Origin of the sequence: Methylobacterium oryzihabitans (assembly GCF_004004555.2) — a bacterium.
Taxonomy (GTDB): Bacteria; Pseudomonadota; Alphaproteobacteria; order Rhizobiales; family Beijerinckiaceae; genus Methylobacterium; species Methylobacterium oryzihabitans.
This window is the reverse complement of sequence record NZ_SACP01000012.1, coordinates 31187-53462: the sequence shown is the minus strand read 5'-3', so window position 1 is coordinate 53462 and position 22276 is coordinate 31187. Positions and strand designations below refer to the sequence as shown.

Below are 22276 nucleotides of genomic sequence, written 5' to 3'. Positions count from 1 at the left end.
GTCGTGATGACGCTTCCGCCCGAGCCTCCGGCCCTGGTCCGGCCGGTGGCGGCGCCGTGCGGAGCCGAGATGCGGGCCCGCCTGCTGGCCCCGGGCGACGAGGCCGTCGCGCTCACCTGCAGCCTGCGGCTGAAGCCCGGCGACCGGGTGCGCAAGCGCCTCGTCATCGAAGGGTCGGCGGCCTCCGGCGTCACCCTCGATTGCGACGGCGCCGCGATCGGCCGCCCCGACGCCCCGGTGCGCCTCGACGCCCACACGATCGCGATCCGCTCGCGCCCGCCCTCGCGCTCGGGCGAGCCGTGGGACCGGCCGAGCGGCATCACGATCCGGGACTGCACGATCCACGGCCACGTCCGGATCTGGGGGATGGCGGTGAACGGGCAGGGGCCGCTGCTGCGCGCCTCCTCGACCAGCCCCGGCCACACCGAGCGGGCCCAGACCGCCGCGCCGACCCGGGTGACGATCACCGGCACCACCATCACGGCCGCCGGGCCGATCCCGCTCTATCTCGGGCCCGGCGTCACCGGGGTCGCGCTCACGCGGTCGCGGCTCGCCGGGCGCTCGGACGCGACGGCGCTCTACCTCGACGCCGAGAGCGCCGACAACCGCATCGAGGACAACGACATCGAGACCTGGACCACCCGCGAGGCGGTGGCGGTCGACGGCTCGGCGCGCAACCGCATCACCGGCAACCTCTTCGTGCTCAACGGCCAGGGCGGCGTGCGCCTCTACCGCAATTGCGGCGAGGGCGGCACCGTGCGCCACCAGACGCCTTCCGACAACGTGGTCACCGGCAACGTCTTCCGCGGCGGCGGCGGGCTGTTCGGGGCCGCGCCGGTCGTGGTCAATTCCCGCGGCGGCTGGGGGCTCAACTGCTGGCAGGATGCCGGCTACCCGTTCGGCAGCAGCCTCGACAACGACGACGGCGGCACCGGCAACGTCGTCGAGCCCAACGCCGTCGAGTAGCCGGGCTGCCGGCCGCGAGCAGAAATCCCGGCCAGGGCCATCGCTTCAGAGCGATTGCCCTGGTTTCTTGCTCGGCCTCAGGCGCCGGCAGTCACATCCGTGACTTTGGCTTTCGCTCCGCTTACGCGTTCGGGCGGACATTCGTCCCCCCGAACCCGCTCCGCGGGGCGCTCTTCGCGCCCGCCATGGAGCATCGCCCTGCGGACGACCGCAGGACAATCGCTGAAGCGATGGCCCTAGAATCCCGGCAAATCGGGCTTGCCTCCGCTTTGCGTTCGTGCATACTTTGTTTTGCAAAGTTGTTGGGGCGGGACGATGCGGGACCTCGACCGGGCGCTGGCCGACATCGTGGCGATCCGCAGCCAGATCGCCGGCGGCACCACCTTCCGCGGCTACGGCCCGGTCACCCTGGCGGCGACCGGCGGTCTCGCGCTGCTGACCGCCGGGGCGCAATCGCTCTGGCTCGACCCGGCGGCCGCGCCGATGACGGTCCTCGCCGGATGGGTCGCGGCCGCGCTGCTCAGCGCCGGCCTGATCGGCACCGACATGCTGACGCGCTCGCGCCGGCTGCATTCCGGCCTCGCCGACGCGATGATCCGCAACGCGGTCGCGCAGTTCGTGCCGGCGGGCACCGCCGGCGCCCTGCTGCTCGTCGTCCTGGCCCGCGGCGCCCCCGACTGCCTGTGGCTGCTGCCCGGCCTGTGGCAGGTATTGGTCGGGCTCGGGATCTTCGCCGCCGCGCGCTCGCTGCCCGGCGCCGTTGCGCTCGCCGGCGCGTGGTACGTGGTCGCCGGCCTCGCGGTGCTGCTGCTGGCGAGCGAGACCCGCGCCTTGTCGCCCTGGGCGATGGGCGTGCCGTTCGCGATCGGACAGGTCCTCGTCGCCGTGCTGATCCACCGGGGGGGCGACGATGCCGAGCCCTGAGGCGCCCTACGCCTACGAGGGGCTCGACCGCGTCATCCACGAGAAGGCCCGCCTCGGCGTGCTGACCTCGCTGACGACCCACCCGCGCGGCCTCGTCTTCGCGGATCTCAAGCGGCTCTGCGGCCTCACCGACGGCAACCTCAGCCGCCATCTCCAGGTGCTCCAGGAAGCCGGGCTGGTCGAGCTGCGCAAGGGCTACGACGGCAACCGTCCGCAGACCACCTGCCACCTCACCGCCCTCGGGCGCGCGAAGTTCCTCGACTACCTCGCGGTGCTCGAACGGGTGGTGCGCGACGCCGCCGACGCGGCCCGCGAGGGCGACGGCCCGGCGCACCTGAAGCCGGCCTGAGTCGTCCTCGCCTCGTTCCCGCGTGAGTGCCCGATCGGCGGGCCGTCGCGCGTCCTCGTTCGCCCGGAGACTTTACGATGCAAAGTGAATGCGCCGCCCTCCATGTCGGCCTCATCATGGACGGCAACGGCCGCTGGGCGGAAGCGCGGTCGCTGCCGCGCGGCCACGGGCACGAGGCCGGCATCGCGGCGCTCCGCCGCGTCGCCGAGGCGGCGCCGGATCTCGGGATCGGCACCCTGACCCTCTACGCCTTCTCCAGCGACAACTGGCGCCGGCCGCCGGCCGAGGTCGCCTTTTTGATGAGCCTGTTCGGTCACTACCTCGCCGCCGAGGCGGAGCGGCTGGCGGCGCGGGGAGCCCGGCTCTCGGTGATCGGCCGCCGCGACCGCCTGCCTGCCGGCCTTGCCGACACCATCGCCCGGGCCGAGGCGGCGACTGCGGCCGGCCGGCGGCTGCACCTGCGCCTCGCCGTCGACTACTCGGCCCGGGACGCGATTCTGCGGGCGGCGGCCCGGGTGACGAGCCTCGATGATCTGACCCGCGCCGGCTTCTCCCGCCTCGTGACCGGCGAGGCCCCGGATGTCGACCTCCTGATCCGCACCAGCGGCGAGCAGCGGCTGTCCGACTTCCTCTTGTGGGAGAGCGCCTACGCCGAACTTCACTTCACCGACCGGCTGTGGCCGGATTTCGGACCCGACGACCTCGCCGAGGCGCTTCGGATCTTCCGCCGCCGCGAGCGCCGCTTCGGCGGCCTGCCGGCGGCGGCGTGAGGCGGGCCATGCGGATCCTCCTCGTCAACGTGCCGCATCCGGCGATCGGCAGCCGCATCCCCGACGACCACCTGCCGCCCCTCGGCCTGCTCGCGGTCGGCGGCCCCCTGATCGACGACGGCCACGACGTCGCGCTGATCGACGGCGAGTTCGGGCCGATGCCGGTCGCCGACCTCGTCGCGGCGATCCGAGGGCACGCGCCGGAGGCGGTGCTGTTCGGGCATTCCGGTTCGACCTCGGGCCATCCGGTGATCGCCGAGGTCGCGAGCGCCGTCGCCCGGGCCCTGCCCGAGGCGGTCATCGTGTATGGCGGCGTGTTCCCGACCTATCAGAGCCTGTTTGAGCGATGGTCAATTGTATTGACCGCGCGAGGCTCCCCTTTCCCGGACGACTGAAGCGATAGCGGAAGGAGATCCGGGATCCAGACGTCAGATGTGCCGCGAAGCGGCTCCGTGTGCCGGCACTGTCGCTGCATATGGACGCTTCGCGACTTCTTGTGCTGGATCCCAGATCTCCTTCCACTGCGTTACAGTCGTCCGGGAAAGGGGAGCTTTTTCTTTAGATCGAGAGTCAAACAGGCTCTCACTGGCGCGAGATCCTCGACGCCGAGCCCTGGGTCGCGGCGATCGTGCGCGGGGAAGGGGAGGAGACCACGCGCCGCCTGATGGCGGCCCTCGCCGCCGGGGCCGATCTCGCCGGCGTGCCGGGCCTCGCCTTCCGCGGCGCCGGCGGACCGCGAGCGACGCCGCCCGCCCCGGTGATCCGCGACCTCGACGCCTATCGGATCGGCTGGGAGCTGATCGACCACACCCGCTACAGCTACTGGGGCGGCCTGCGCGCCGTGGTGGTCCAGTTCTCCCGCGGCTGCCCGCACCTGTGCACCTATTGCGGGCAGCGCGGCTTCTGGACCCGCTAGCGCCACCGCGACCCGGTCCGCTTCGCCCGGGAACTCGCCCGCCTCGCCCGCGAGCACGGCGTGCGGGTGGTCAATTTCGCCGACGAGAACCCGACCGTGTCGAAGCGGGTCTGGCGGACCTTCCTCGAAGCCCTGATCGCCGAGGAGGTCGACCTGATCCTGGTCGACTCGACCCGGGCCGGGGACATCGTGCGCGATGCCGACATGCTCGACCTCTACAAGCGGGCCGGCTGGGCGCGCTTCCTGCTCGGCCTCGAAAGCACCGACGCCCGGACCCTCGCGAAGATCCGCAAGGGCACCACCACCACGACCGACCGCGAGGCGATCCGCCTGCTGCGCCGTCACGGCATCCTGTCGATGGCGACCTGGATCGTCGGCTTCGAGGAGGAGACCGACCGGGACTACTGGCGCGGCCTGCGCCAACTCCTGTCCTACGATCCCGACCAGATCCAGATGCTGTACGTGACGCCCCATCGCTGGACGCCGTACTACCGCCTCGCCGCCGGCCGGCGGGTGATCCGGACCGACCGCCGGCTCTGGGACTACAAGCATCAGGTGCTGGCGACGCGCCGGGTGCCGCCCTGGCGGGTGCTGCTGTGGGTCAAGCTGATCGAGGCGGTGCTACAGGGACGGCCGCGGGCTCTGCTGCAGGTCCTGCTCCATCCCGACCGCGGCCTGCGGCACGCGATGCGGTGGTACACCCGCATGGGCCGCCGGGTCTGGCCGCACGAGATCCGCGGCTTCCTCCGCGGCGGGCGCCTGAGAGACGGCCCGACCGTGGCGGAGTTCTGGGGCGAGCCCCTCGACGGCGAGGAGGAGGCGCTCGCCGCGCGGACGCCCGAAAGGCGCGTCGAGACGCCCGTGGCGTGACGGAGCATCAGATTCCTGGCCATCGGTTCCAGGAGTCTCGACCGCGCCGTACCCGCTTCACGCCTTCACGAGAGCGGTGAAATCCGACCATTGCTCGACGCGAAAGGCGCGGATGTCCCTGACCGAAGGCGGAAGCCAGGGCAGGGCCTTCAGCGCCATCACCGCCGAGAAGAGCTTCGCCATGTCCTCGTCGCGAGCGACGTAGAGGCTTCCCTGAGTCCAGTCGAAACCGAATGCCGCGAGCGTCGCACGGATGTCGTTACAGGCTTGCGAGATGCCCTTGGGATGATGCTTTTGCACCTCCGCCACGACGAGATCGAAGGCGATTGCGAACATCAGCGCTCGCGTGGGTCGTCGAGAATGTCGGCGAGACGATACTCGATCTCTTCGCCGGTCTCGATGACGCGAACCCGCATCGTCGCGTGGCCCTGTGACGTGGTGCCGCCGATGGCCACGATCTCATAGACGGGCCCGAACGGTCCGAAGCGACGCCAGGTTCCGATGAGGCTGCGAGGTTGCGGCGCAGGAGATGCCGAGGCGGTCGCGTTCACGGCGCAAGCCTAACATAGCTCTGGCAGCTCTTCAGCGGGCTTTTCCATGCGAAAGGCGCGGCCACCGCCGGGATCCCTCCCGACGGCGACCGCGCCCCGCGAAAGTCCGGCGGACGGATCCGCCCGACGCCCTTACGCGCTCAGCGATTCCTTGGCCCGCTCGGCGCGCTTGCGGTCGTTCGGGTCGAGCACGGCCTTGCGCAGGCGGATCGACTTCGGGGTGACCTCGACCAGCTCGTCGTCCTGGATCCAGGCCAGCGAGCGCTCCAGGGTCATGCGGATCGGCGGCGTCAGGCGCACCGCCTCGTCCTTCGAGGTGGTGCGGATGTTGGTCAGCTTCTTGCCCTTGAGCACGTTGACCTCGAGGTCGTTCTCGCGGTTGTGCTCGCCGATGATCATGCCCTGGTAGACCTTCCAGCCCGGCTCGATCATCATCGGGCCGCGATCCTCGAGGTTCCACAGGGCGTAGGCGACGGCCTCGCCCTGGTCGTTGGACATCAGTACGCCGTTGCGGCGGCCGGCGATCTCGCCCTTGAACGGCTCGTAGGCCTTGAACAGCCGGTTCATGATCGCGGTGCCGCGGGTGTCGGTCATCAGCTCGCCCTGGTAGCCGATCAGGCCGCGGGTCGGGGCGTGGAAGACGAGGCGCAGGCGGTTGCCGCCGGACGGCCGCATCTCGATCATGTCGGCCTTGCGCTCCGACATCTTCTGCACGACGACGCCGGAATACTCCTCGTCGACGTCGATCACGACCTCCTCGATCGGCTCCAGGACGTTGCCGTCCTCGTCCTTCTCGAACACGACGCGGGGCCGCGACACCGCGATCTCGAAGCCCTCGCGGCGCATCGTCTCGATCAGGATCGCGAGCTGCAGCTCGCCGCGGCCCGAGACGTAGAACGAGTCCTTGTCGCTGGCTTCCTCGATCTTGAGCGTGACGTTGCCCTCGGCCTCCTTGAACAGGCGGTCGCGGATCATCCGGCTCGTGACCTTGTCGCCCTCGGTGCCGGCGAGCGGGCTGTCGTTGACGATGAACGACATCGTGACGGTCGGCGGGTCGATCGGCTGGGCCTGGATCGGGGTCTCGACCTGCGGATCGCAGAAGGTGTCGGCCACCGTGCCCTTGACGAGGCCCGCGATGGAGACGATGTCGCCGGCCTCGCCGACCTCGATCGGCTGACGCTCCAGGCCGCGGAAGGCGAGGATCTTCGAGACGCGACCGGTCTCGACCACCTTGCCGGTGCGGTCCAGCACCTTGATCGATTGGTTCGGCTTCACGGTGCCGGACGCGATGCGCCCGGTGATGATGCGGCCGAGGAACGGATTCGCCTCGAGCAGCGTGCCGAGCATCTTGAACGCGCCCTCCTCGGTCTTCGCCGGGGGGACGTGCTCCAGCACGAGATCGAACAGCGGCGCCAGCCCGTCGTCGGGCGAGCCGTCGGCCGTCGTCGCCATCCAGCCGTTGCGGCCCGACCCGTACAGGATCGGGAAGTCGAGCTGCTCGTCGGTGGCGTCCAGCGCCGCGAACAGGTCGAAGACCTCGTTGACGACCTCGGTGATGCGGGCGTCGGGGCGGTCGACCTTGTTGACCGCGACGATCGGCCGGAGGCCGATCTTGAGCGCCTTCGAGACCACGAACTTGGTCTGCGGCATCGGGCCCTCGGCGGCGTCGACCAGCACGATCACGCCGTCGACCATCGACAGGATGCGCTCGACCTCGCCGCCGAAATCGGCGTGGCCGGGGGTGTCGACGATGTTGATGCGGGTGTCCTTCCAGACCACCGAGGTGGCCTTGGCCAGGATGGTGATGCCGCGCTCCTTCTCGAGGTCGTTCGAGTCCATCGCCCGCTCCTCGACCCGCTGGTTCTCGCGGAAGGAGCCGGATTGCTGCAGCAGCTTGTCGACGAGCGTCGTCTTGCCGTGGTCGACGTGGGCGATGATGGCGATGTTGCGCAGCTTCATGAGAGACCCGAAGCGGAAAGAGCCCGGCCTGAAGCAGGCCGCCGGAAGGGCAGCCGGGCAGGTCGGGCCGAGGAAATCTGTTGCGCTGCAATAGAAGGTGTGCCGGCCGTCCGCAAGGGGGCGATCACCGTCTCAGGGCAATCGCTCCGAAGCGATGGCCCTGATCGCCGGCTCACTCGGCGGCTTCGGTCGCCGCAGCCTCCGCCGCGTGCGCGTGACGCTCCAGCAGTTGCCCCCGCCGCTCGGTGATCGCCCGCCGGGCCTGGTCGAGGCCGAGGGTGAAGGCGGCGACGCCGGCATTGTCGATCGCGCCGAGCCCGGCCCGGGCGAGGGCGACGCCGAGGATCTCGTCGGCCTCGCGCTCTAGGGCGGCCAGCGCCTCCTCGGTCTCGGCCTCGCGGCAGGTGCGCACGATGGTCAGCAACTCGCGCAGCAATTCCATGTCCCGGGCGCGCGAGCGGTTGGCGGCCCGCGACACCAGGGTCGCGGCGGCCGAGCCGGCGATCGAGAAGGTCATCACCGCGAGGTAGAACCAGTCGCCGTAGCGTTCGAAGAAGGTCTCGATCTCGCCGTCGTAATAGGCCTGGGCGCCGGGATGCACCGGCAGCGAGGCGCTCTTCGAGGTGTCGGGCGCCTCGATCTGGTTGGCGAGCGGCAGGTCGGCGGCCACCGCCGGGCGTACGACGAAGACGAGGCGCGACAGTTCCGAGATCGTCGCGTCGGCGAGCTTGGCCTGGGCGACGAGGCGGTGGGTGATGCCGATGGTGGCCACCGTCTCGGCCGGGCGCGGCGGCGTGCCGCCGAAGGCGCCGCGCACCACCTCGACCGCTTCCAGCGCCGGCAGGCGCCGGGCGATGGCGGGAGCCTCCCCGACCGACAGGAACACCGGCGGGTGCCCGGTCGCCGCGAGGCTCGCGACCGTCTCGCGCATCAGCGGCGCGGTCGGCGGGGCGACCGCCAGGACGGCGTCGATCCGGCCGTCCTGCAACGCCGGACCGGCCTCCTCGGGCCCCGCGAGGGCGACCGTGGCCACGCCCGCCGCCGGGATCTCGTATTGTTCGAGGATGCGGGCGAGCAGCCCGGCATTGGCGTCGGGGTTGCGCAGGATGCCGACCCGCCGCCCGCGCAGGTCCGGGATGCCGGCGACCTGCGGCTGCGTCGTCATCAGCACGGCGGCGTCGCGGTGCAGGATCGCGACGGTCTGCGTGCTCGAGGGAATCCCGGTATCCGAACGCACCACCGCGAGATCGACCTTGCCGCGCTCGGCGAGCGCCGCGCTCTCGGTCGGCCCGGAAGTCGGGACGAGGCGCAGGCGCACGTCCTCGTGGTCGCGGGCGAGGGTCTGGGCGATGGCGCCGATCAGGCGCGCATCCTCGCCGCCGGCCGGCCCGACCGCGACCTTCAAAGTCGTCGGCTGCCCGGCCCACTGGAAGCCCAGCAGGATCAGGGCCAGCAGGCCCAGGGTCATCGCGAGGGCGACCGGGATGTGACGCCGCATCATGCCCGCTGAACTGTAGCGCCGCCCGCCGCCGGCAATTGCCCCAAGGGCGGGGAAGCGGATTTTCTCGGGGGCGGGCCGGAGCCCGCCCGGGTCACAGTCCGATGCGCAACGCGAGGGTGACGAGGAGGATCAGGGTGGCGCCGGCGGCCGGGCCGACCGTGGCGATCAGCAGCGCGCCGGGATGGAAGCCCGGACCGAGCAGATAGCTCTCCTCGGCGACGCGGGCGCGGATCGCCGGTGCCGGACGTCGTCCCGTCGCTCTGGGCTCGTAACGCATGCTGCCATCCCCGTCCGCCGCGGCTTGAGAGCCGGGCGGAACTTCGTTGGTGATGGCCCCATGAGGCCCCGGCGCGTTAAAGGCCGGGTGAACCCGATCGCTCGACTTGTCGGCGTCGTGAACGAGGGGTTACGGGGTCAGATCCTGGTTGAGTGGCGGCCCATCGTATCAACCGCGCGAAGCGCCCCTTTTCCGGACGACTGTAGCGTCAGCGGAAGGAGATCCGGGATCCAGCGAAAGAACTGCCGCGGAGCGGCTCAGTCTGCCTGCGCTGTGGCTGAGTGCGGACGCTTCGCGATTTCTTGTGCTGGATCCCGGATCTCCTTCCACTGCGTTCCAGTCGTGCGGGAAAAGGGAGCTTGTTCTTGAGATCGAGAGCCAAACAGGCTCTCACAACCCGAGATAGGCGGCGGTCACCTCGGGGTTGCGGGCGATCTCGGCCGCCGGACCCTGCAGGCGGATGCGGCCGGTCTCCAGCACGTAGGCGTGGTCGGCGACGCCGAGCGCCGCGGTGGCGTTCTGCTCGACCAGCAGGATCGTGCGGCCCTCGCGCCGCAGGTCGGCGATGATGGAAAAAATCTCCTCCACGATCAGCGGGGCGAGGCCCATCGAGGGCTCGTCGAGGAGCAGCAGCACCGGCTCGGCCATCAGGGCGCGGCCCATCGCCAGCATCTGCTGCTCGCCGCCGGAGAGGTATCCGGCCTGCTGGCCGAGCCGCTCGCCGAGCCGCGGGAAGCGGGCGACCACCGCCTCCTGGCGCCGCGCCACCTCGGGGCCGGGGGCGTGGTAGGCGCCGAGCCGCAGGTTCTCGGCCACCGTCAGGTTGGCGAAGACCTGCCGCCCCTCCGGCACCTGGACGATCCCGCGCCGGGCGACCCGGTGCGCCGCCTCGCCGGCGATGTCGGCCGGGGTGCCGTCGAGGAACCGGATCGCGCCGGCCCGCGGCTTCATCAGCCCCGACAGCGCGCGCAGGATCGTGGTCTTGCCGGCACCGTTCGAGCCGATCAGCGACACGATGCTGCCGCGGGCGACCGTGAGGTCGATCGCGTGGACCACGTCGGCGCGGCCGTAGCCGAGGCGCAGGCCCTCGACGCGCAGGAGGTCGCTCACCGGGCGGCCTCCGCCGGATGGCCACTGGCCTCCGCCGGGACTGCGCCCGTCTGGGCCTCGGCCTGCTGGGCGCCGAGATAGGCGGCGATCACCGCCGGGTCGCGGCGGACCTCGGCCGGGGTGCCGTCGGCGATGCGCTTGCCGAAGTTGAGGACCGTGAGGCGGTCGCAGAGGCTCATCACCAGGGGCATGTCGTGCTCGACCAGCAGCAGGGTCAGGCCGCGCTCGTCGCGCAGCCGGCGCAGCAGGCCGAGCAGGGCGTGGGTCTCGGCCGGGTTCATGCCCGCCGCCGGCTCGTCGAGGAGCACGAGGCGCGGCTCGCAGGCGAGCGCCCGGGCGATCTCCAGCCGGCGCTGGTCGCCGTAGGGCAGGTCGCCGGCGCGGTGGTCGGCCGCCGCGAGCAGCCCGACGAAGCCGAGGAGGTCGCGGGCCCGGGCCTTGGCGGCGCGCTCCTCGGCCCGGAAGGCGGGGCTGCGCCACAGGATGCCGAGGCCGGCGGTGAGCCGGGCGTGCATCCCGGTCATCACGTTCTCCAGCACCGTCATCTCGGAGAAGATGCGGATGTTCTGGAACGTGCGGGCGAGGCCGCGGGCGGTGCGCCGGTAGGGCGGCAGGCCGTCGAGCGGGTGCCCGTCGAGGCTGACGCGGCCCTCGCTCGGGGGGAGCACGCCCGAGATCATGTTGAAGCAGGTGGTCTTGCCGGCGCCGTTCGGGCCGATCAGGCCGTGGACGGTGCCCTCGCGGACCGCGACGTCGACGCCGTCGACCGCGACGAGGCCCTGGAAGCGGCGGGTCAGGCCCTCGACCGCGAGAAGGGGGGAAGAGGAGGACATGCTCAGCCGGTCCGGGCGATGCGCCAGGGCAGGATGCCGCGGGGCATGAACAGCACCGCCAGCACGATGATGAGGCCGTTGACCATCAGCCGGAAGTCGGCGAGCGGGCGCAGCACCTCCGGCAGCAGGGTCAGGATCGCGGCGCCGAGCACCGGCGCCACCGGCGATCCGATGCCGCCGAGCAGCGCGTAGCTGAGGATCCGCACCGCCGATTCGAAGCCGTATTCGCCCGGGCCGATGAACGACGAGACGTGGGCCGACAGGCAGCCGGCGATGCCGGCCATCGCGGCCGAGACGACGAGCGCGGTCATGCGGTAGCGCGGCAGGTTCACCCCCATCACGCCCGCCGCCGCCTCGTCCTCGCGCATCGCCTCCATGGCCCGGCCGACCCGCGAGCGGGCGACCAGGGTGAAGCCGACGAGGAGCACCGCCAGCGTGCCGTAGATCGCCCAGACGCCGCCGCGCTCGGGGATGCCCGACAGGCCGAGCGCCCCGCCGGCATAGTCCCAGTTGAGGAGCACGATGTGGGTGATCTCGCCGAGCCCGATCGTCGCGATGGCGAGGTAGACGCCGGTGAGCCGCAGCGTCGGGCCGCCGACCACGAGGGCGAGCAGGGCCGGCACCGCCGCGGCGGCGATCATCGAGACGGCGAACGGCGTGCCGAACTTCACGGTCAGCAGCGCGCCGGTATAGGCGCCGACCCCCATGAAGGCGGCCTGCCCGAGGGAGAGCTGGCCCACCGCCAGCACGACGTAGACCGACAGCGCCAGGATGCCGTTGACCCCGATCGCGTGGATGAGGCTCTGGTAGGTCCAGTAGAAGTCGTCGAGGGCTTCCCACATGGCGATGTCCCTTGGCGGCCTCAAGCCCGCTTGGCGGCCGCGCGGCCGAACAGGCCCATCGGCCGGAACCACAGGGTGGCGACGAGGAGCCCGAAGGCGATCATGTCCTTGAGGGTCGAGGACAGGTAGGCGGCGGTGAGCACCTCGGCGAGCCCGAGCAGCAGGCCGGCGAGCAGCGCCCCGCGCAGGTCGCCCAGCCCACCCACGATGATGACCGCGAAGCCGCGCAGCATCATGTGCTCGCCCATGAACGGCTGGATCGCGTTGAAGTTGAGCCCGACCAGCACCCCGGCGGCGCCCCCGATGGCGCCGGACAGGAACGACACCACCCGCAGCATCAGGGCGCCGTCGATACCCATCAGCGCGGCGGCGTCGGGGTTCTCGGCCACCGCCCGGATCGCGAGGCCGATCCGCGAGCCCCGCACCAGCGCCATCAGGGCGACGACGAGCACGAGGGCGGCGGCGAAGATGAGGATCTGGGTCGCGCCGACGCGCACCTCGCCGAGGCTGTAGGCGCCGCCGTCGAACACCGCGGCGGGGAAGCGGCGGATCTCGGTGCCGAGGGAGGCGGCCATGCCGGCATAGAGGAACAGCGTCGCGCCGAGGGTCACCATCAGCGAGGCGAGTTCCGGCGCCTTGGCCTTGCGCAGGCGCGTCAGCAGCAGGGTGTCGATGGCGACGGCGAGCACCCCGGCGATCAGCGCGCCGACCACCACGGCGGCGGCGATCGGCAGGCCGAGCGCCTGCGTCGTCCACAGGGCCGCGAAGGCCCCGACCGCGAAGTAGACGCCGTAGGTCAGGTTGATGACGCCCATCACCCCGAACATCAGTGTGAAGCCGAGGGCGAAGAGGGCGTAGGTCGCGCCGAGGACGACGCCGTTGACGAGCTGCTGCTCAAGCATGGGGCGGAGGGCGATGAACGGGCGGGCAAGCGCCCGGAGAGAGCCGCCGTAGCGGTTCCGCCGCGCGCTGTCGAGATGATCCCGTCGCCCGGGCGATAATCCCCCGCCCGGGCAGGGGGTTACGATGGGTCAGCCGAGCCAGGCCGGCACGCGGTCGAGGCCGATCAGCGCCTCGAGGCTCTGGCGCGGGCGCACCACCGCGTGCTCGCCCCCGCGCACCAGCACCTCCGGCACCAGGGCGCGGGTGTTGTAGGTCCCGGCCTGGACCGCCCCGTAGGCGCCCGCCGTCATCACCGCCAGCAGGTCGCCGGGCCGCACCTCCGGCATCTCGCGGGCGAGGGCGAGGTAGTCGCCGCTCTCGCAGACCGGCCCGACCACGTCGGCGGTGACGCGGGCCGCGTCCGGCGCCGGCTCCGCCACCGGCCGTACGGCGTGATAGGCCTCGTAGAGGGTCGGGCGGATCAGGTCGTTCATGCCGGCATCGACGATGACGAAGGTGCGGCCCTCGCCGTGCTTCACGTAGACGACCCGGGTGACCAGGATCCCGGCATTGCCGGCGATCATCCGGCCGATCTCGAACACCGGCCGCAGGCCGAGCGGCCGGAAATGCGGCCGCAGGATGCGGGCGAGCGCCCCCGGGTCGGGCGGCGGCGCGTTGTCGTCGCGGTAGGGGATGCCGAGGCCGCCGCCGAAATCGATGTGCCGCAGCCGGTGGCCTGCCGCCATCAGGTCGCGCGCGAGTTCGGCGAGCAGCGCGGCGGCGTTGTCGTAGGGCGCCAGATCGGTGATCTGGCTGCCGATGTGCATGTCGACGCCGTGGACCGCGATGCCCGGCAGTTCCGCCGCGCGGGCGTAGACCTCGCGGGCGCGGGCGATCGGGATGCCGAACTTGTTCTCGGACTTGCCGGTCGAGATCTTGGCGTGGGTGCGGGCGTCGACGTCGGGGTTGACCCGGATCGAGACCGGCGCGGTGGCGCCGCGGTCCTGCGCCACCTCCGACAGGGCGACGAGTTCGGGCTCGCTCTCGACGTTGAAGCACAGGATCCCGGCGTCGAGGGCGGCGGCCATCTCGGCCTTCGTCTTGGCGACGCCCGAGAACACGATGCGCTCGCCCGGCACCCCGGCGGCCAGCGCCCGGCGCAGCTCGCCCTCCGACACGATGTCCATGCCGGCGCCGAGCCGCGCGAGGGTCGCCACCACCGCCTGGTTCGAGTTCGCCTTCATGGCGTAGCAGACGAGCGCCCCGTCCTCGGCGAAGGCCTCGGCGAAGACCCGGTAGTGCCGCTCGAGGGTGGCGGAGGCGTAGCAGTAGAACGGCGTGCCGATCTCGGCCGCGAGGCCGGCGAGGTCGACGTCCTCGGCGTGGAGCACGCCGTCGCGGTAGCTGAAATGGTGCATCGGGGTTCGGGTCGGGCGCCGGGCGCAGGGGAAGTCGCCCCGCCTCTACACCAAACCGGCGCCGGTCACAGCAGCGGATCGAGGGGGAACGGCCCGGGTGGGATGCGCAGCCCCTTGCGGCGGCTCGACGACGACTGCGTCGGGGTCGGGATCAGGCCGGGGGCGGCCAGCGCCGAGGCCGGCAGCTCGTCGCCCTCCTCCGGCTCGGTGCCGCCGGCGGCGAGGCCGACGCCCCGCGGCAGGGTGGTCTGGTTGGTGGCGGCGCTGCCCGCGACGGTGTCGCGGCGCGCCGGCGCACTCTGCCCGGCCGGGATTCCCGCCTGCGGCGTCTCCAGCGGACCGCGGCGGCCGCAGGCGCAGAGGGCGAGGGCGATCAGGCCGAGGGCGGCGAGGGTCGAGGGGCGAGGCGACATGGGCGAGGCGAGATGGGCGTCCGAAGCGTGGCGGCGGCACCATAGCGGCAGCCCCGCGGCGAGGCGAGCCCGCCGCGCTTCGCGCGAATCCGAGCGTGACCTTTAAGCCTCTCTTCGCATCCGATCCGGGAGAGTGCGGCGGGACAACGCCCCCGGCCGGGGGTGGCGGCCTCGCAATCCGGTTCATAAATGGTTAAGCTTCGTTCGCCTGCGGCGGCGTCCGCGGCGCGACGTGAGACCTTCGTGACGCTTTCGACGGTGCGGCTGCACCAGCTCCTCGTGGCGGCGGCGTTTCTGGTGCCGTGCGTGGTCCTGATCGGGGCCGCGTGGTGGAACCGGAACGAGGTGCTGCGGGAGGAGGACGCCGCGCTCACCCGCACCGCGACGGTGATGCTCGAACACGCCTCCAAGGTGTTCGACACCGCCGAACTGGCGATGGACCGGGTCGACGACTACCTGTTCGACCGCAGCTTCGCCCAGCTCGAGGCCGCCTCGGCCAACGCCTTCCTGGCCACCCTCAAGGCGCCGCTGGCCCAGGCGGTGGCGGTCCAGGTCGTCGACCGGCAGGGCATCGTGCGGGCGAGCAGCCGGGCGGCCGACGTCGGCGAGAACCTCGCCGGCCGCGACATCTTCGCCGTCCACCGCGACCGCGAGATCGGGATCTATGTCGGGCCGGCCCACCGCGAGGCCGCCGGCCCCGGGCGCGAGCCGGCACCCGAGGCGTTCTCGGTCAGCCGGCGCCGCTCGACCGAGGACGGACGCTTCGACGGCGTCATCGTCATCGCGCTGGGCATCGACTACTTCGCGCGCTTCTACGCCGAGATCGCCGCGCCCTCGGCCCACGAGGCGCTGCTGGTGCGCGGCGACGGCGCCGTGCTGGTGCGCGAGCCGGCCAGTCCGGGCGGCAGTGCGCGCCTGTCCGCCGCCGACCCGCTGATGCAGGCGCTGCGGGCCCATCCCGTCGGCGGCCTCGCCACCGGGACGCCGCCGGGCGGGGACGAGCTGCGCTACGCCTGGAAGCGGGTCGGCGAGTACCCGGTCCAGGTCGCCTTCGCGGTCGAGACCGCGACCGCCCAGCAGCGCTGGTACGACAACCTGCTGGTCTACGGCCTCGTCGCGGCGGTGGCCGCCCTGACCCTGGTGCTGATGGCGTGGCTGGCGCTCGCCCGCGCCCGGGCCGAGCAGCAGGCGCTGCTGAACCTGCGGCGGGAGAACGCCCAGCGCCTTGCCGCCGAGGACAAGCTGCGGCAGGCCCAGAAGATGGAGGCGGTGGGCCAGCTCACCGGCGGCATCGCGCACGACTTCAACAACCTGCTCGCGGTCATCACCGGCTCGCTGGAGGTGCTGCAGCGCCGGCTCGCCCGCGGCGACGTCGAGGTCGGGCGCTTCATCGACGGAGCGCTGTCGGGCGCCGACCGCGCCGCCAAGCTCACCCACCGCCTGCTCGCCTTCGCCCGCCAGCAGCCGCTGGAGCCGCGCCCGACCGACCCCAACGACCTCATCGGCGGCATGGTCGAGCTGCTGCGCCGCACCCTCGGCGAGACCGTCGCGGTCGAGACCCGGCTGACGCCGCGGATCCCGCCGGTCTTCGTCGACCAGAACCAGCTCGAGAACGCCATCCTCAACCTCGCGGTGAACGCCCGCGACGCGATGCCCGGCGGCGGCCGGCTGACCCTCGCCACCGCCGCCGATCAGGCCGACGACGGCGGCCCGGCGGTCGCGGTCGTCGTCGGCGACACCGGCACCGGGATGAGCCCGGAGGTGATGTCGCGCGCCTTCGAGCCGTTCTTCACCACCAAGCCGCAGGGCCGCGGCACCGGTCTCGGCCTCAGCCAGGTCTACGGCTTCGTCACCCAGTCCGGCGGCAGCGTGCGCATCGACAGCGCGCCGGGGGAGGGGACGACGATCCGCCTCGTCCTCCCGGTCCATCACGGCGAGGCGCCCGGCGACGCCGCGGTCCGGGCCGCCCTCGCGCTGAGGCTGCCGGAGCGCCGGAGCACGACGGTCCTGGTGGTGGAGGACGATCCGCTGGTGCGCCGCGCCAGCGCCGACGCGGTGGCGGAACTCGGCTACCGCACGCTGACCGCCGCCGACGGCGAGGCGGCGCTCGCCGCGATGGAGCGCGAGGGCGGGGTCGCGATCCTGTTCACCGACATGGTGATGCCCGGCCTCGACGGGATCGCACTCGCCGCCGAGGCGCGGCGGCGGCGGCCCGAGCTGAAGGTGGTCTACGCCACCGGCCACCCGCGGGACGAGGGCGCCGGCGGCACGGCGCCGCTTCCGGGCGACGTGATCCTGCGCAAGCCGTTCACCCTCGAAGCCCTCGCCGAGGCGCTCCAGGCCGACAGTCCGGCCGAGGCGACCGCCTGAGCCGGCCTGCGGCTCAGCTCTTGCCGCTCTTCTTCTGGCCCTGGGTCTGCTCGTAGTAGTCGATCGCCCGCTTGCAGTTGACCGAGATCTTGCTCATGTTCTTCTGGAAGCAGCGATCCACTTCGGGGCTTTCGGGCGGCAGGTTGCCGCAATAGGTCATGTAGTCGCCGGTGCAGTACTTCTTCAGGTTCGGATCGTCGCGCTGAGCCGACGCCGGGCCGGCGAGGAGGACGGCGCTGCCGGCGACGAGGAAGGCGAAGGACGTCAGCTTGAGCGTCATGAGGGAATGGCCTCGCGGATTGTCCGGGAATGGAGCGCAGATGGCGTGAAACGCGGGCGCTGGCAAGAGCCGGGTGGGTCGAACCCGCCGGCGCGGGGGCAAGCGGGGATGGGTTCGCACGCGTGGCGTGCGCCCGCGCACGGGCAGGCGCGGGTGCGTCGCCATGGCGTGCCGGCCCCGGTCACTCCGCCGGGTGCGGCGTTCGGGCCAGCGTCATCGGGGTGGCGGCCGGGAGCCGCGGATCCGGCCGGGGGGCCGCCATCACCGCGTCGGCGACCTCGGCGATCCGGCGCTCCAGCGCGGCGTTCTCGGCCCGGATCCGGGCGATCTCCGCCGCGTCCGGAGCCTCGGCCGGGGACTTCATCGCCGCGAGGCGCTGCTCCAGGTCGGCATTGCGGGCGGTGAGCGACGCCAGCGCGTCCTCGAGGGCCTGGATCTGGTCGCGGGCCGTGCCCGCCAGTCCGGTCCCGGCACCGGCGAGCGCCTCGTGGGCCTCGCGGGCGCGGGCCTCGGCGGCGTCGCGGGCCGCCGCGGCCTCGGCGAGGGCCTGGGCCGTCTCCTCCCGGCCGCCGCGGGCCTGATCCAGCTCGGCCAGGGTCCGGCGGTAGGGGATCTCGAGGGCGCGCAGGGCCTCCTCGGCCGCGAGGCGCGCGACCCGGCTCTCGTTCAGCGCCGCCTGGACCCGCGTCAGCTCGGCGCGGGCGGCGGCGAGATCGCTCTCGAGCGCGGACACGCGGATCTCCCGCTGCTCGACCTCGCCGGCGAGGACGCCGACCCGCATGGTCTGGCGGCCCATCTCCTCCATCTCGGCGTGCCGCTCGGCCCTTGCCGCCTCGACCTGCCGTTCGAGGCGGCGCTGGACCACCGCGAACTCGGCCCGCAGGTGGTCCTTCTCGGCGTTCAGCTCGGCGATCGACATCGGGAACAGCGCCTCGACGCGCCGCCGCGCCAGTCGCTCGGCACGGGCGTTCAGGGCCGGCAGCACCAGGAGGGCGAGGAGGCCGGCGCTGAGGAAGCCCAGCGCGAAGATCATCACGGATTCGATCACGCGGGCGGTACTCTCCTGATCGGGCGCGGGATCGCGGGGCGCCGGTCATCCGGGCGGCTCCGCGCCGCGGGGCGCGACCCTGCCATGACGGGCGCCCGGGAGCCAGCGCGGCGGCGCGGCCTCAGAACGGGTTCCAGGTCGGCGCGTCGGTGAACTTGAGGTAGCCGACGTTGATCCCGAGCCGGGCGCCGACCCCGGCGCGGATCGGCACCACCACGATGTTGTCGGCGGTCGCCGCCGACATGCCGAAGCCGCCGACGACGTAGGCCGAGCCGTCCATGCCGACGAAGCGCCGGTACAGCGCCTCGGTCGAGGGCAGGTTGTAGACCAGCATCATCGTGCGGGCGCCGTCGCCGCCGACGTCGAAGCCGAGGGACGGCCCCTGCCAGTACAGCCGGCGCTGGCCGGCGTTGCGGGTGTAGAGCGTGCCCTCGCCGTAGCGCACGCCGCCGATGATCGCCCCCGACGCCTCCTGGCCGAGGATGTAGCCGTTGGGCTCGCCCCAGCGCCGGGTCGCCTCCTGCACCGTGAGGGCGAGGCCGCGCGACACCGAGCCGAAGAACTGGTGCCCGGAATCGACGATCTCCCGCGGGTGGAACGTCTCCGGTCCCCCGGGCGGGGCCGCCGAGGCGGCGCCGGCGGCGAGCAGGGCGGGCAGCAGCGCCAGCACGGCGCGGCGGGTGCGGGGCCGGGCCTGGGAGCGCGGGGCGGAGGCATCGAACAGCATCTGTTAGGCGTCCCGGCGGTAAGAGGGCGTTCCGGACTGGTCCGCCGTGATCCGGAGCGCCGGAGACCGGCGGCCGGATCGCGGCGGGACGCCGAGGATGCCGCCGATATGGGCAACACTTCGTTAACGCGACGCGTCCTGCTGTCGCTGCCGCTCCTCGCGCTGCGCCTCGGGGCCGGCCGCGCCGCCGACCCGCTGCCGGCGCTCTACGCCGCCGACCGGCTCTCGGGCCTCGCCCTTCGCGGCTTCGATCCGGTCTCGTATGCCTTGGCGGACGGTCCGGCGGCGGGACGGCCAGGGTCGGAACTCGCATGGGCCGGGCTGCTCTGGCGCTTCGCCGCCGCCTCGAACCGGGCGGCCTTCGCCCGCGATCCCGACGCCTACGCGCCGCGGCTCGGCGGCTACGACCCCGAGGGGGTCGCCGAAGGGCGCCTCGTCGACGCCGACCCGCTGGTGCCGCTGCGCCGCGGCGGCCGCCTCTACCTGTGCCGCGATCCCGAGCGGCGCGCCCGGACCGGCGCGGCGATCCTGCTCGCCGCCGAGGCGCGCTGGCCGCTCCTCGCCGGGGAGGCCGGCGGCTGAGCCTCAGGCGATCGGCAGCCCCGCCGCCTCCACCCCCGGCAGGGCCAGCCGCCCGGCGAGGGCGCAATCGCCGAGGGTGGCGAACGGGCCGTTGCGGTAGTGGCGGTCCTGGCGGCCATAGGCGAGGGGCTGCCCGTCGGGGCCGACGACGCAGCCGCCGGCCCGGGTGACGATGTGGTCGCCCGCGGCGGTGTCCCACTCCATCGTCGGGCCGCAGCGGACGTAGAGGTCGCCCTCGCCGCAGGCGATCAGCCCGAACTTCAGCGCCGAGGAGGTCGGGCGGCGCTCGTGCACCGGCAGGGCGGCGAGGCAGGTCTCGTCGGCGGCCTCGCCGTGGCTGCGGCTGGTCAGGGCGGTCAGCCCGGCGGCGGGGGCCGGGCGGGCGCGGATCTCCGCGGCCTCGCCGGGGCGCCCGTCGCGGATCGGAGCCTCGACGGCGCGCTCGCCGGCGCTCCACACCCGCCCGAGCGCCGGGGCCGCGAGCGCGGCGGCCACCGGGCGCCGGCCGGCCACGAGGGCGATGTTGACGCTGTACTCGCCGATCCCGCGCAGGAAGTCGCGGGTGCCGTCGAGGGGATCGACGAGGAAGAACAGGGCCGCCGCCGGGGCCGTGCTGGCGGTCTCCTCGGCCACGACCGCGATCTCCGGCCAGGTCCGGGCGAGGCTCGCCAGGATGTGCTCCTCGGCGGCGAGGTCGGCCTGGCTCGTCGGCGACCCGTCCTCCTTGAGGCGGTGGCGGCACTCGCCCTGCTCGAACCGCCGCAGGATCGCTCCGGCCTCGCAGGCGATCTGCGCGAGGATGCCGGCGATGCGGTCGCACTCGGCGGGGGCGGGCGGGGCGTTGGAACGGGGCGGAACGGTCATCGAACAGTCATGACGCGGCCGGCCGGTCTTGTCGATGCGCCGCGTTTCCCGGCGGCGGGCTCGCCTTTTCAAACCGGCGCCGGGCGGCTATCCGTGCCGCTTCGGCCGGCGGACCGAAGCAGACGCGACCGCCTCCGACTGACCGCCGCGGAGTGCGCCATGACCACCGTCTCCCTCGACGCCCTCGACCTGTCGGCCCTGCTGTGCTCGCGGGTCTGCCACGACGTCATCAGCCCGGTCGGGGCGATCGTGAACGGCCTCGAAGTGCTCGAGGACGAGGACGACGCCGGCATGCGCGACTTCGCCCTCGACCTGATTCGCAAGAGCGCGCGGCAGGCCTCGGCCCGGCTGCAATTCGCCCGCCTCGCCTTCGGCGCCGCCGGCTCGGCGGGCGCCTCGATCGACCTCGCCGACGCCGAGAGCGTGACCCGCGGCATGTTCGGCGACGAGAAGACCAAGCTGACCTGGAGCGCGCCGCGGGCGCTGTTTCCCAAGAACAAGGTCAAGCTGCTGCTCAACCTCGTGGTCATCGGCACCACGGCGATCCCCCGCGGCGGCGTCATCGACGTGGCGGTGACGGGCGAGGGCGAGGCCGCGGCCTTCGTGCTCACCGCCACCGGCAGCCACGCCCGCATCCCGCCCCACGTCGAGGCGCTGATGGCCGGCGAGCCGTCGGGCGGCATCGTCGACGCCCACGGCATCCAGCCGTTCTATGCCGGCCTCGTCGCCCGGGCGGCGGCGATGGACGTGCGCTTCGCCATCGAGGGCGACACGGTCACCATCCGGGCGACCGGCACGCCGGCGGCCGCCGACGACGCGGCAGCCTGACCGGTCAGGGCCGCGGCGTCCACGCCGCCCCGAGGGCGTCGAGGCGCGGGCGGTCGGCGGCGAGGCGTTCGAGGCCGACCCAGCGGTTCCAGTCCTGGGCGAGGCTCCAGCCCGGCAGCCCGACATGGGCCTGCGGCACACGGTAGTGCAGCACCGGCCGCGGGCTGACCTTCTCGTTCTTCGGCAGCGCCGCCCGCACCCCGGCCTCGTCGCGGTGGCCGAGGAACGGCAGCAGGTCGAGGCCGCGCAGCCGCGTCGGGTTGGCGGCGAGGTAGTCGCGGGCGAACTGGTCCGGGTCCGGTCGGTAGTCGGGTGCCACGACCTTGCCGACATAGGCGGCCGGGAACGGCGGCGGCAGGCCGCGCACCGCCCAGAAGCCGCCGCCCGCCGCGGTGTCGTCGCGCAGCCGCGGCTCCAGCAGCAGATACGCCTTGAGCAGGTCGAGCACCCGGTCGGGATCGGCCGGCTCGACGTTGAAGTGCAGGCCGAGCGAGCCGAACGCGACCGCGCCGCGCCCCTTGGCGCCGTGGCGGTTGAGCAGGGCGGGCAGCGCGTCGACCTCGGCCATGCGCTCGACGGGGAGCGGCTCGGTGATGAGTTCGCGCGGCACGAACGGGCTCAGCACGGCGCCGAGCCAGCGGCCGCCGGCGCCCGGCGGCGTGCCGGGGGGCGGCGTGCGCCGGCGCTGCGGATGGGCGAGCCGCAGGTCGAGCTCGACCTTCAGGTCGCCGAGGCGGGTGCCGACGACGCGGAAGGCGTGCGGGTCCTCCTCGTCGAGCCGGCCGCCGAGCTCGCCGGCCAGCGCCAGCGCCGCCGCCCGGGCCGAGAGGCCCATGAACTCGATCTCGACGCCGTTGCGCCGCGGGCGCCCCTGCGTGGTGCGGGTCTCGGGCAGGGCCTCGAAGGCCCCCGCCGCCTGCCGCGTCGCCTCCAGCGTGGTCACGCGCCTCTCCTCCGGTGCGGGAACGGAACGGCCAGGCTCGGGTCCCGGTTCGC

General features: G+C 73.0%; 23 protein-coding genes and 2 pseudogenes. 9 read left to right on the top strand and 16 right to left on the bottom strand.

Annotation, left to right across the window (positions count from 1 at the left end):
• Positions 1–6 precede the first annotated feature (6 nt).
• The 6 genes and pseudogenes from EOE48_RS13630 to EOE48_RS13605 all read left to right on the top strand — a co-directional run.
• Positions 7–966, top strand: a complete 960-nt coding sequence (locus EOE48_RS13630) for a right-handed parallel beta-helix repeat-containing protein (RefSeq protein ID WP_127729920.1) — start codon at positions 7–9, stop codon at positions 964–966.
• Between the two features lie 315 nt (positions 967–1281).
• Complete coding sequence (locus EOE48_RS13625; protein WP_127729918.1) at positions 1282–1890, top strand: hypothetical protein; 609 nt, start codon at positions 1282–1284, stop codon at positions 1888–1890.
• Positions 1877–2239, top strand: coding sequence for a transcriptional regulator (locus EOE48_RS13620; RefSeq protein WP_127729915.1), 363 nt, complete (start codon positions 1877–1879; stop codon positions 2237–2239). Before EOE48_RS13625 ends, EOE48_RS13620 begins: the two co-directional genes overlap by 14 nt.
• Positions 2240–2316: 77 nt before the next feature.
• On the top strand, positions 2317–3009 hold the full coding sequence (locus EOE48_RS13615; RefSeq protein WP_127729912.1) for a di-trans,poly-cis-decaprenylcistransferase: 693 nt from the start codon (positions 2317–2319) through the stop codon (positions 3007–3009).
• A gap of 83 nt (positions 3010–3092) precedes the next feature.
• Positions 3093–3338: pseudogene (locus tag EOE48_RS13610) on the top strand (cobalamin-dependent protein); the annotation flags it as partial.
• A 254-nt stretch (positions 3339–3592) separates the two neighbouring features.
• A pseudogene (locus tag EOE48_RS13605) lies at positions 3593–4795 on the top strand (radical SAM protein); the annotation flags it as partial.
• 57 nt (positions 4796–4852) lie between these two features.
• Here the strand turns inward: EOE48_RS13605 and EOE48_RS13600 are convergent.
• The 11 genes from EOE48_RS13600 to lptM all read right to left on the bottom strand — a co-directional run bounded on the left by EOE48_RS13600 (position 4853) and on the right by lptM (position 14581).
• Positions 4853–5131 (bottom strand): virulence factor, encoded by a 279-nt coding sequence (locus tag EOE48_RS13600; RefSeq protein WP_127729909.1) that lies wholly within the window; start codon positions 5129–5131, stop codon positions 4853–4855.
• Positions 5131–5346 (bottom strand): DUF5397 family protein, encoded by a 216-nt coding sequence (locus EOE48_RS13595; RefSeq protein ID WP_127729906.1) that lies wholly within the window; start codon positions 5344–5346, stop codon positions 5131–5133. Before EOE48_RS13595 ends, EOE48_RS13600 begins: the two co-directional genes overlap by 1 nt.
• Positions 5347–5478: 132 nt before the next feature.
• Positions 5479–7305 (bottom strand): translational GTPase TypA, encoded by a 1827-nt coding sequence (typA, locus tag EOE48_RS13590; RefSeq protein ID WP_127729903.1) that lies wholly within the window; start codon positions 7303–7305, stop codon positions 5479–5481.
• Between the two features lie 172 nt (positions 7306–7477).
• On the bottom strand, positions 7478–8806 hold the full coding sequence (locus EOE48_RS13585) for a TAXI family TRAP transporter solute-binding subunit (RefSeq protein ID WP_127729901.1): 1329 nt from the start codon (positions 8804–8806) through the stop codon (positions 7478–7480).
• Positions 8807–8897: 91 nt separating this feature from the next.
• Positions 8898–9083, bottom strand: a complete 186-nt coding sequence (locus EOE48_RS13580) for a hypothetical protein (protein WP_127729899.1) — start codon at positions 9081–9083, stop codon at positions 8898–8900.
• A gap of 390 nt (positions 9084–9473) precedes the next feature.
• Positions 9474–10193 (bottom strand): ABC transporter ATP-binding protein, encoded by a 720-nt coding sequence (locus tag EOE48_RS13575; RefSeq protein ID WP_127729897.1) that lies wholly within the window; start codon positions 10191–10193, stop codon positions 9474–9476.
• Complete coding sequence (locus EOE48_RS13570; protein ID WP_127729894.1) at positions 10190–11026, bottom strand: ABC transporter ATP-binding protein; 837 nt, start codon at positions 11024–11026, stop codon at positions 10190–10192. The genes EOE48_RS13575 and EOE48_RS13570 overlap by 4 nt, the downstream gene beginning before the upstream one ends.
• Before the next feature lie 2 nt (positions 11027–11028).
• A complete protein-coding gene (locus tag EOE48_RS13565) occupies positions 11029–11868 on the bottom strand; it encodes a branched-chain amino acid ABC transporter permease (protein ID WP_127729891.1) in 840 nt (279 codons plus the stop codon).
• 20 nt (positions 11869–11888) lie between these two features.
• Positions 11889–12770: a branched-chain amino acid ABC transporter permease gene (locus tag EOE48_RS13560; protein WP_127729888.1), complete on the bottom strand. Its 882-nt coding sequence runs from the start codon at positions 12768–12770 to the stop codon at positions 11889–11891.
• Between the two features lie 129 nt (positions 12771–12899).
• Positions 12900–14168 (bottom strand): diaminopimelate decarboxylase, encoded by a 1269-nt coding sequence (lysA, locus tag EOE48_RS13555; protein ID WP_127729885.1) that lies wholly within the window; start codon positions 14166–14168, stop codon positions 12900–12902.
• A 65-nt stretch (positions 14169–14233) separates the two neighbouring features.
• Positions 14234–14581, bottom strand: a complete 348-nt coding sequence (gene lptM / locus EOE48_RS13550; protein ID WP_127729883.1) for an LPS translocon maturation chaperone LptM — start codon at positions 14579–14581, stop codon at positions 14234–14236.
• 243 nt (positions 14582–14824) lie between these two features.
• Here lptM and EOE48_RS13545 point away from each other — a divergent pair, with 243 nt between their 5' ends.
• Entirely contained in the window at positions 14825–16951 is a 2127-nt protein-coding gene (locus EOE48_RS13545) for an ATP-binding protein (protein WP_127729881.1), read from the top strand.
• A gap of 13 nt (positions 16952–16964) precedes the next feature.
• On the opposite strand, the gene EOE48_RS13540 is transcribed toward EOE48_RS13545, so the two are convergent.
• The 3 genes from EOE48_RS13540 to EOE48_RS13530 form a co-directional block, all read right to left on the bottom strand.
• Entirely contained in the window at positions 16965–17231 is a 267-nt protein-coding gene (locus EOE48_RS13540) for a 3',5'-cyclic-nucleotide phosphodiesterase (RefSeq protein WP_127729878.1), read from the bottom strand.
• A gap of 181 nt (positions 17232–17412) precedes the next feature.
• On the bottom strand, positions 17413–18279 hold the full coding sequence (locus EOE48_RS13535; RefSeq protein ID WP_127729876.1) for a coiled-coil domain-containing protein: 867 nt from the start codon (positions 18277–18279) through the stop codon (positions 17413–17415).
• 121 nt (positions 18280–18400) lie between these two features.
• The gene (locus EOE48_RS13530) at positions 18401–19006 is read right to left on the bottom strand and encodes a DUF1134 domain-containing protein (protein ID WP_127729874.1); all 606 of its coding nucleotides are present in this window, start codon (positions 19004–19006) and stop codon (positions 18401–18403) included.
• Positions 19007–19114: 108 nt separating this feature from the next.
• Here EOE48_RS13530 and EOE48_RS13525 point away from each other — a divergent pair, with 108 nt between their 5' ends.
• Entirely contained in the window at positions 19115–19588 is a 474-nt protein-coding gene (locus EOE48_RS13525) for a hypothetical protein (protein ID WP_127729871.1), read from the top strand.
• A 3-nt stretch (positions 19589–19591) separates the two neighbouring features.
• Here the strand turns inward: EOE48_RS13525 and EOE48_RS13520 are convergent, their stop codons facing one another.
• A complete protein-coding gene (locus EOE48_RS13520) occupies positions 19592–20452 on the bottom strand; it encodes a 3'(2'),5'-bisphosphate nucleotidase CysQ family protein (RefSeq protein WP_127729868.1) in 861 nt (286 codons plus the stop codon).
• 159 nt (positions 20453–20611) lie between these two features.
• Here EOE48_RS13520 and chpT point away from each other — a divergent pair, with 159 nt between their 5' ends.
• On the top strand, positions 20612–21280 hold the full coding sequence (gene chpT / locus EOE48_RS13515) for a histidine phosphotransferase ChpT (protein ID WP_127729865.1): 669 nt from the start codon (positions 20612–20614) through the stop codon (positions 21278–21280).
• Positions 21281–21284: 4 nt separating this feature from the next.
• Here the strand turns inward: chpT and EOE48_RS13510 are convergent, their stop codons facing one another.
• Positions 21285–22223 (bottom strand): amidoligase family protein, encoded by a 939-nt coding sequence (locus EOE48_RS13510; protein WP_246154332.1) that lies wholly within the window; start codon positions 22221–22223, stop codon positions 21285–21287.
• Between the last annotated feature and the right edge of the window lie 53 nt (positions 22224–22276).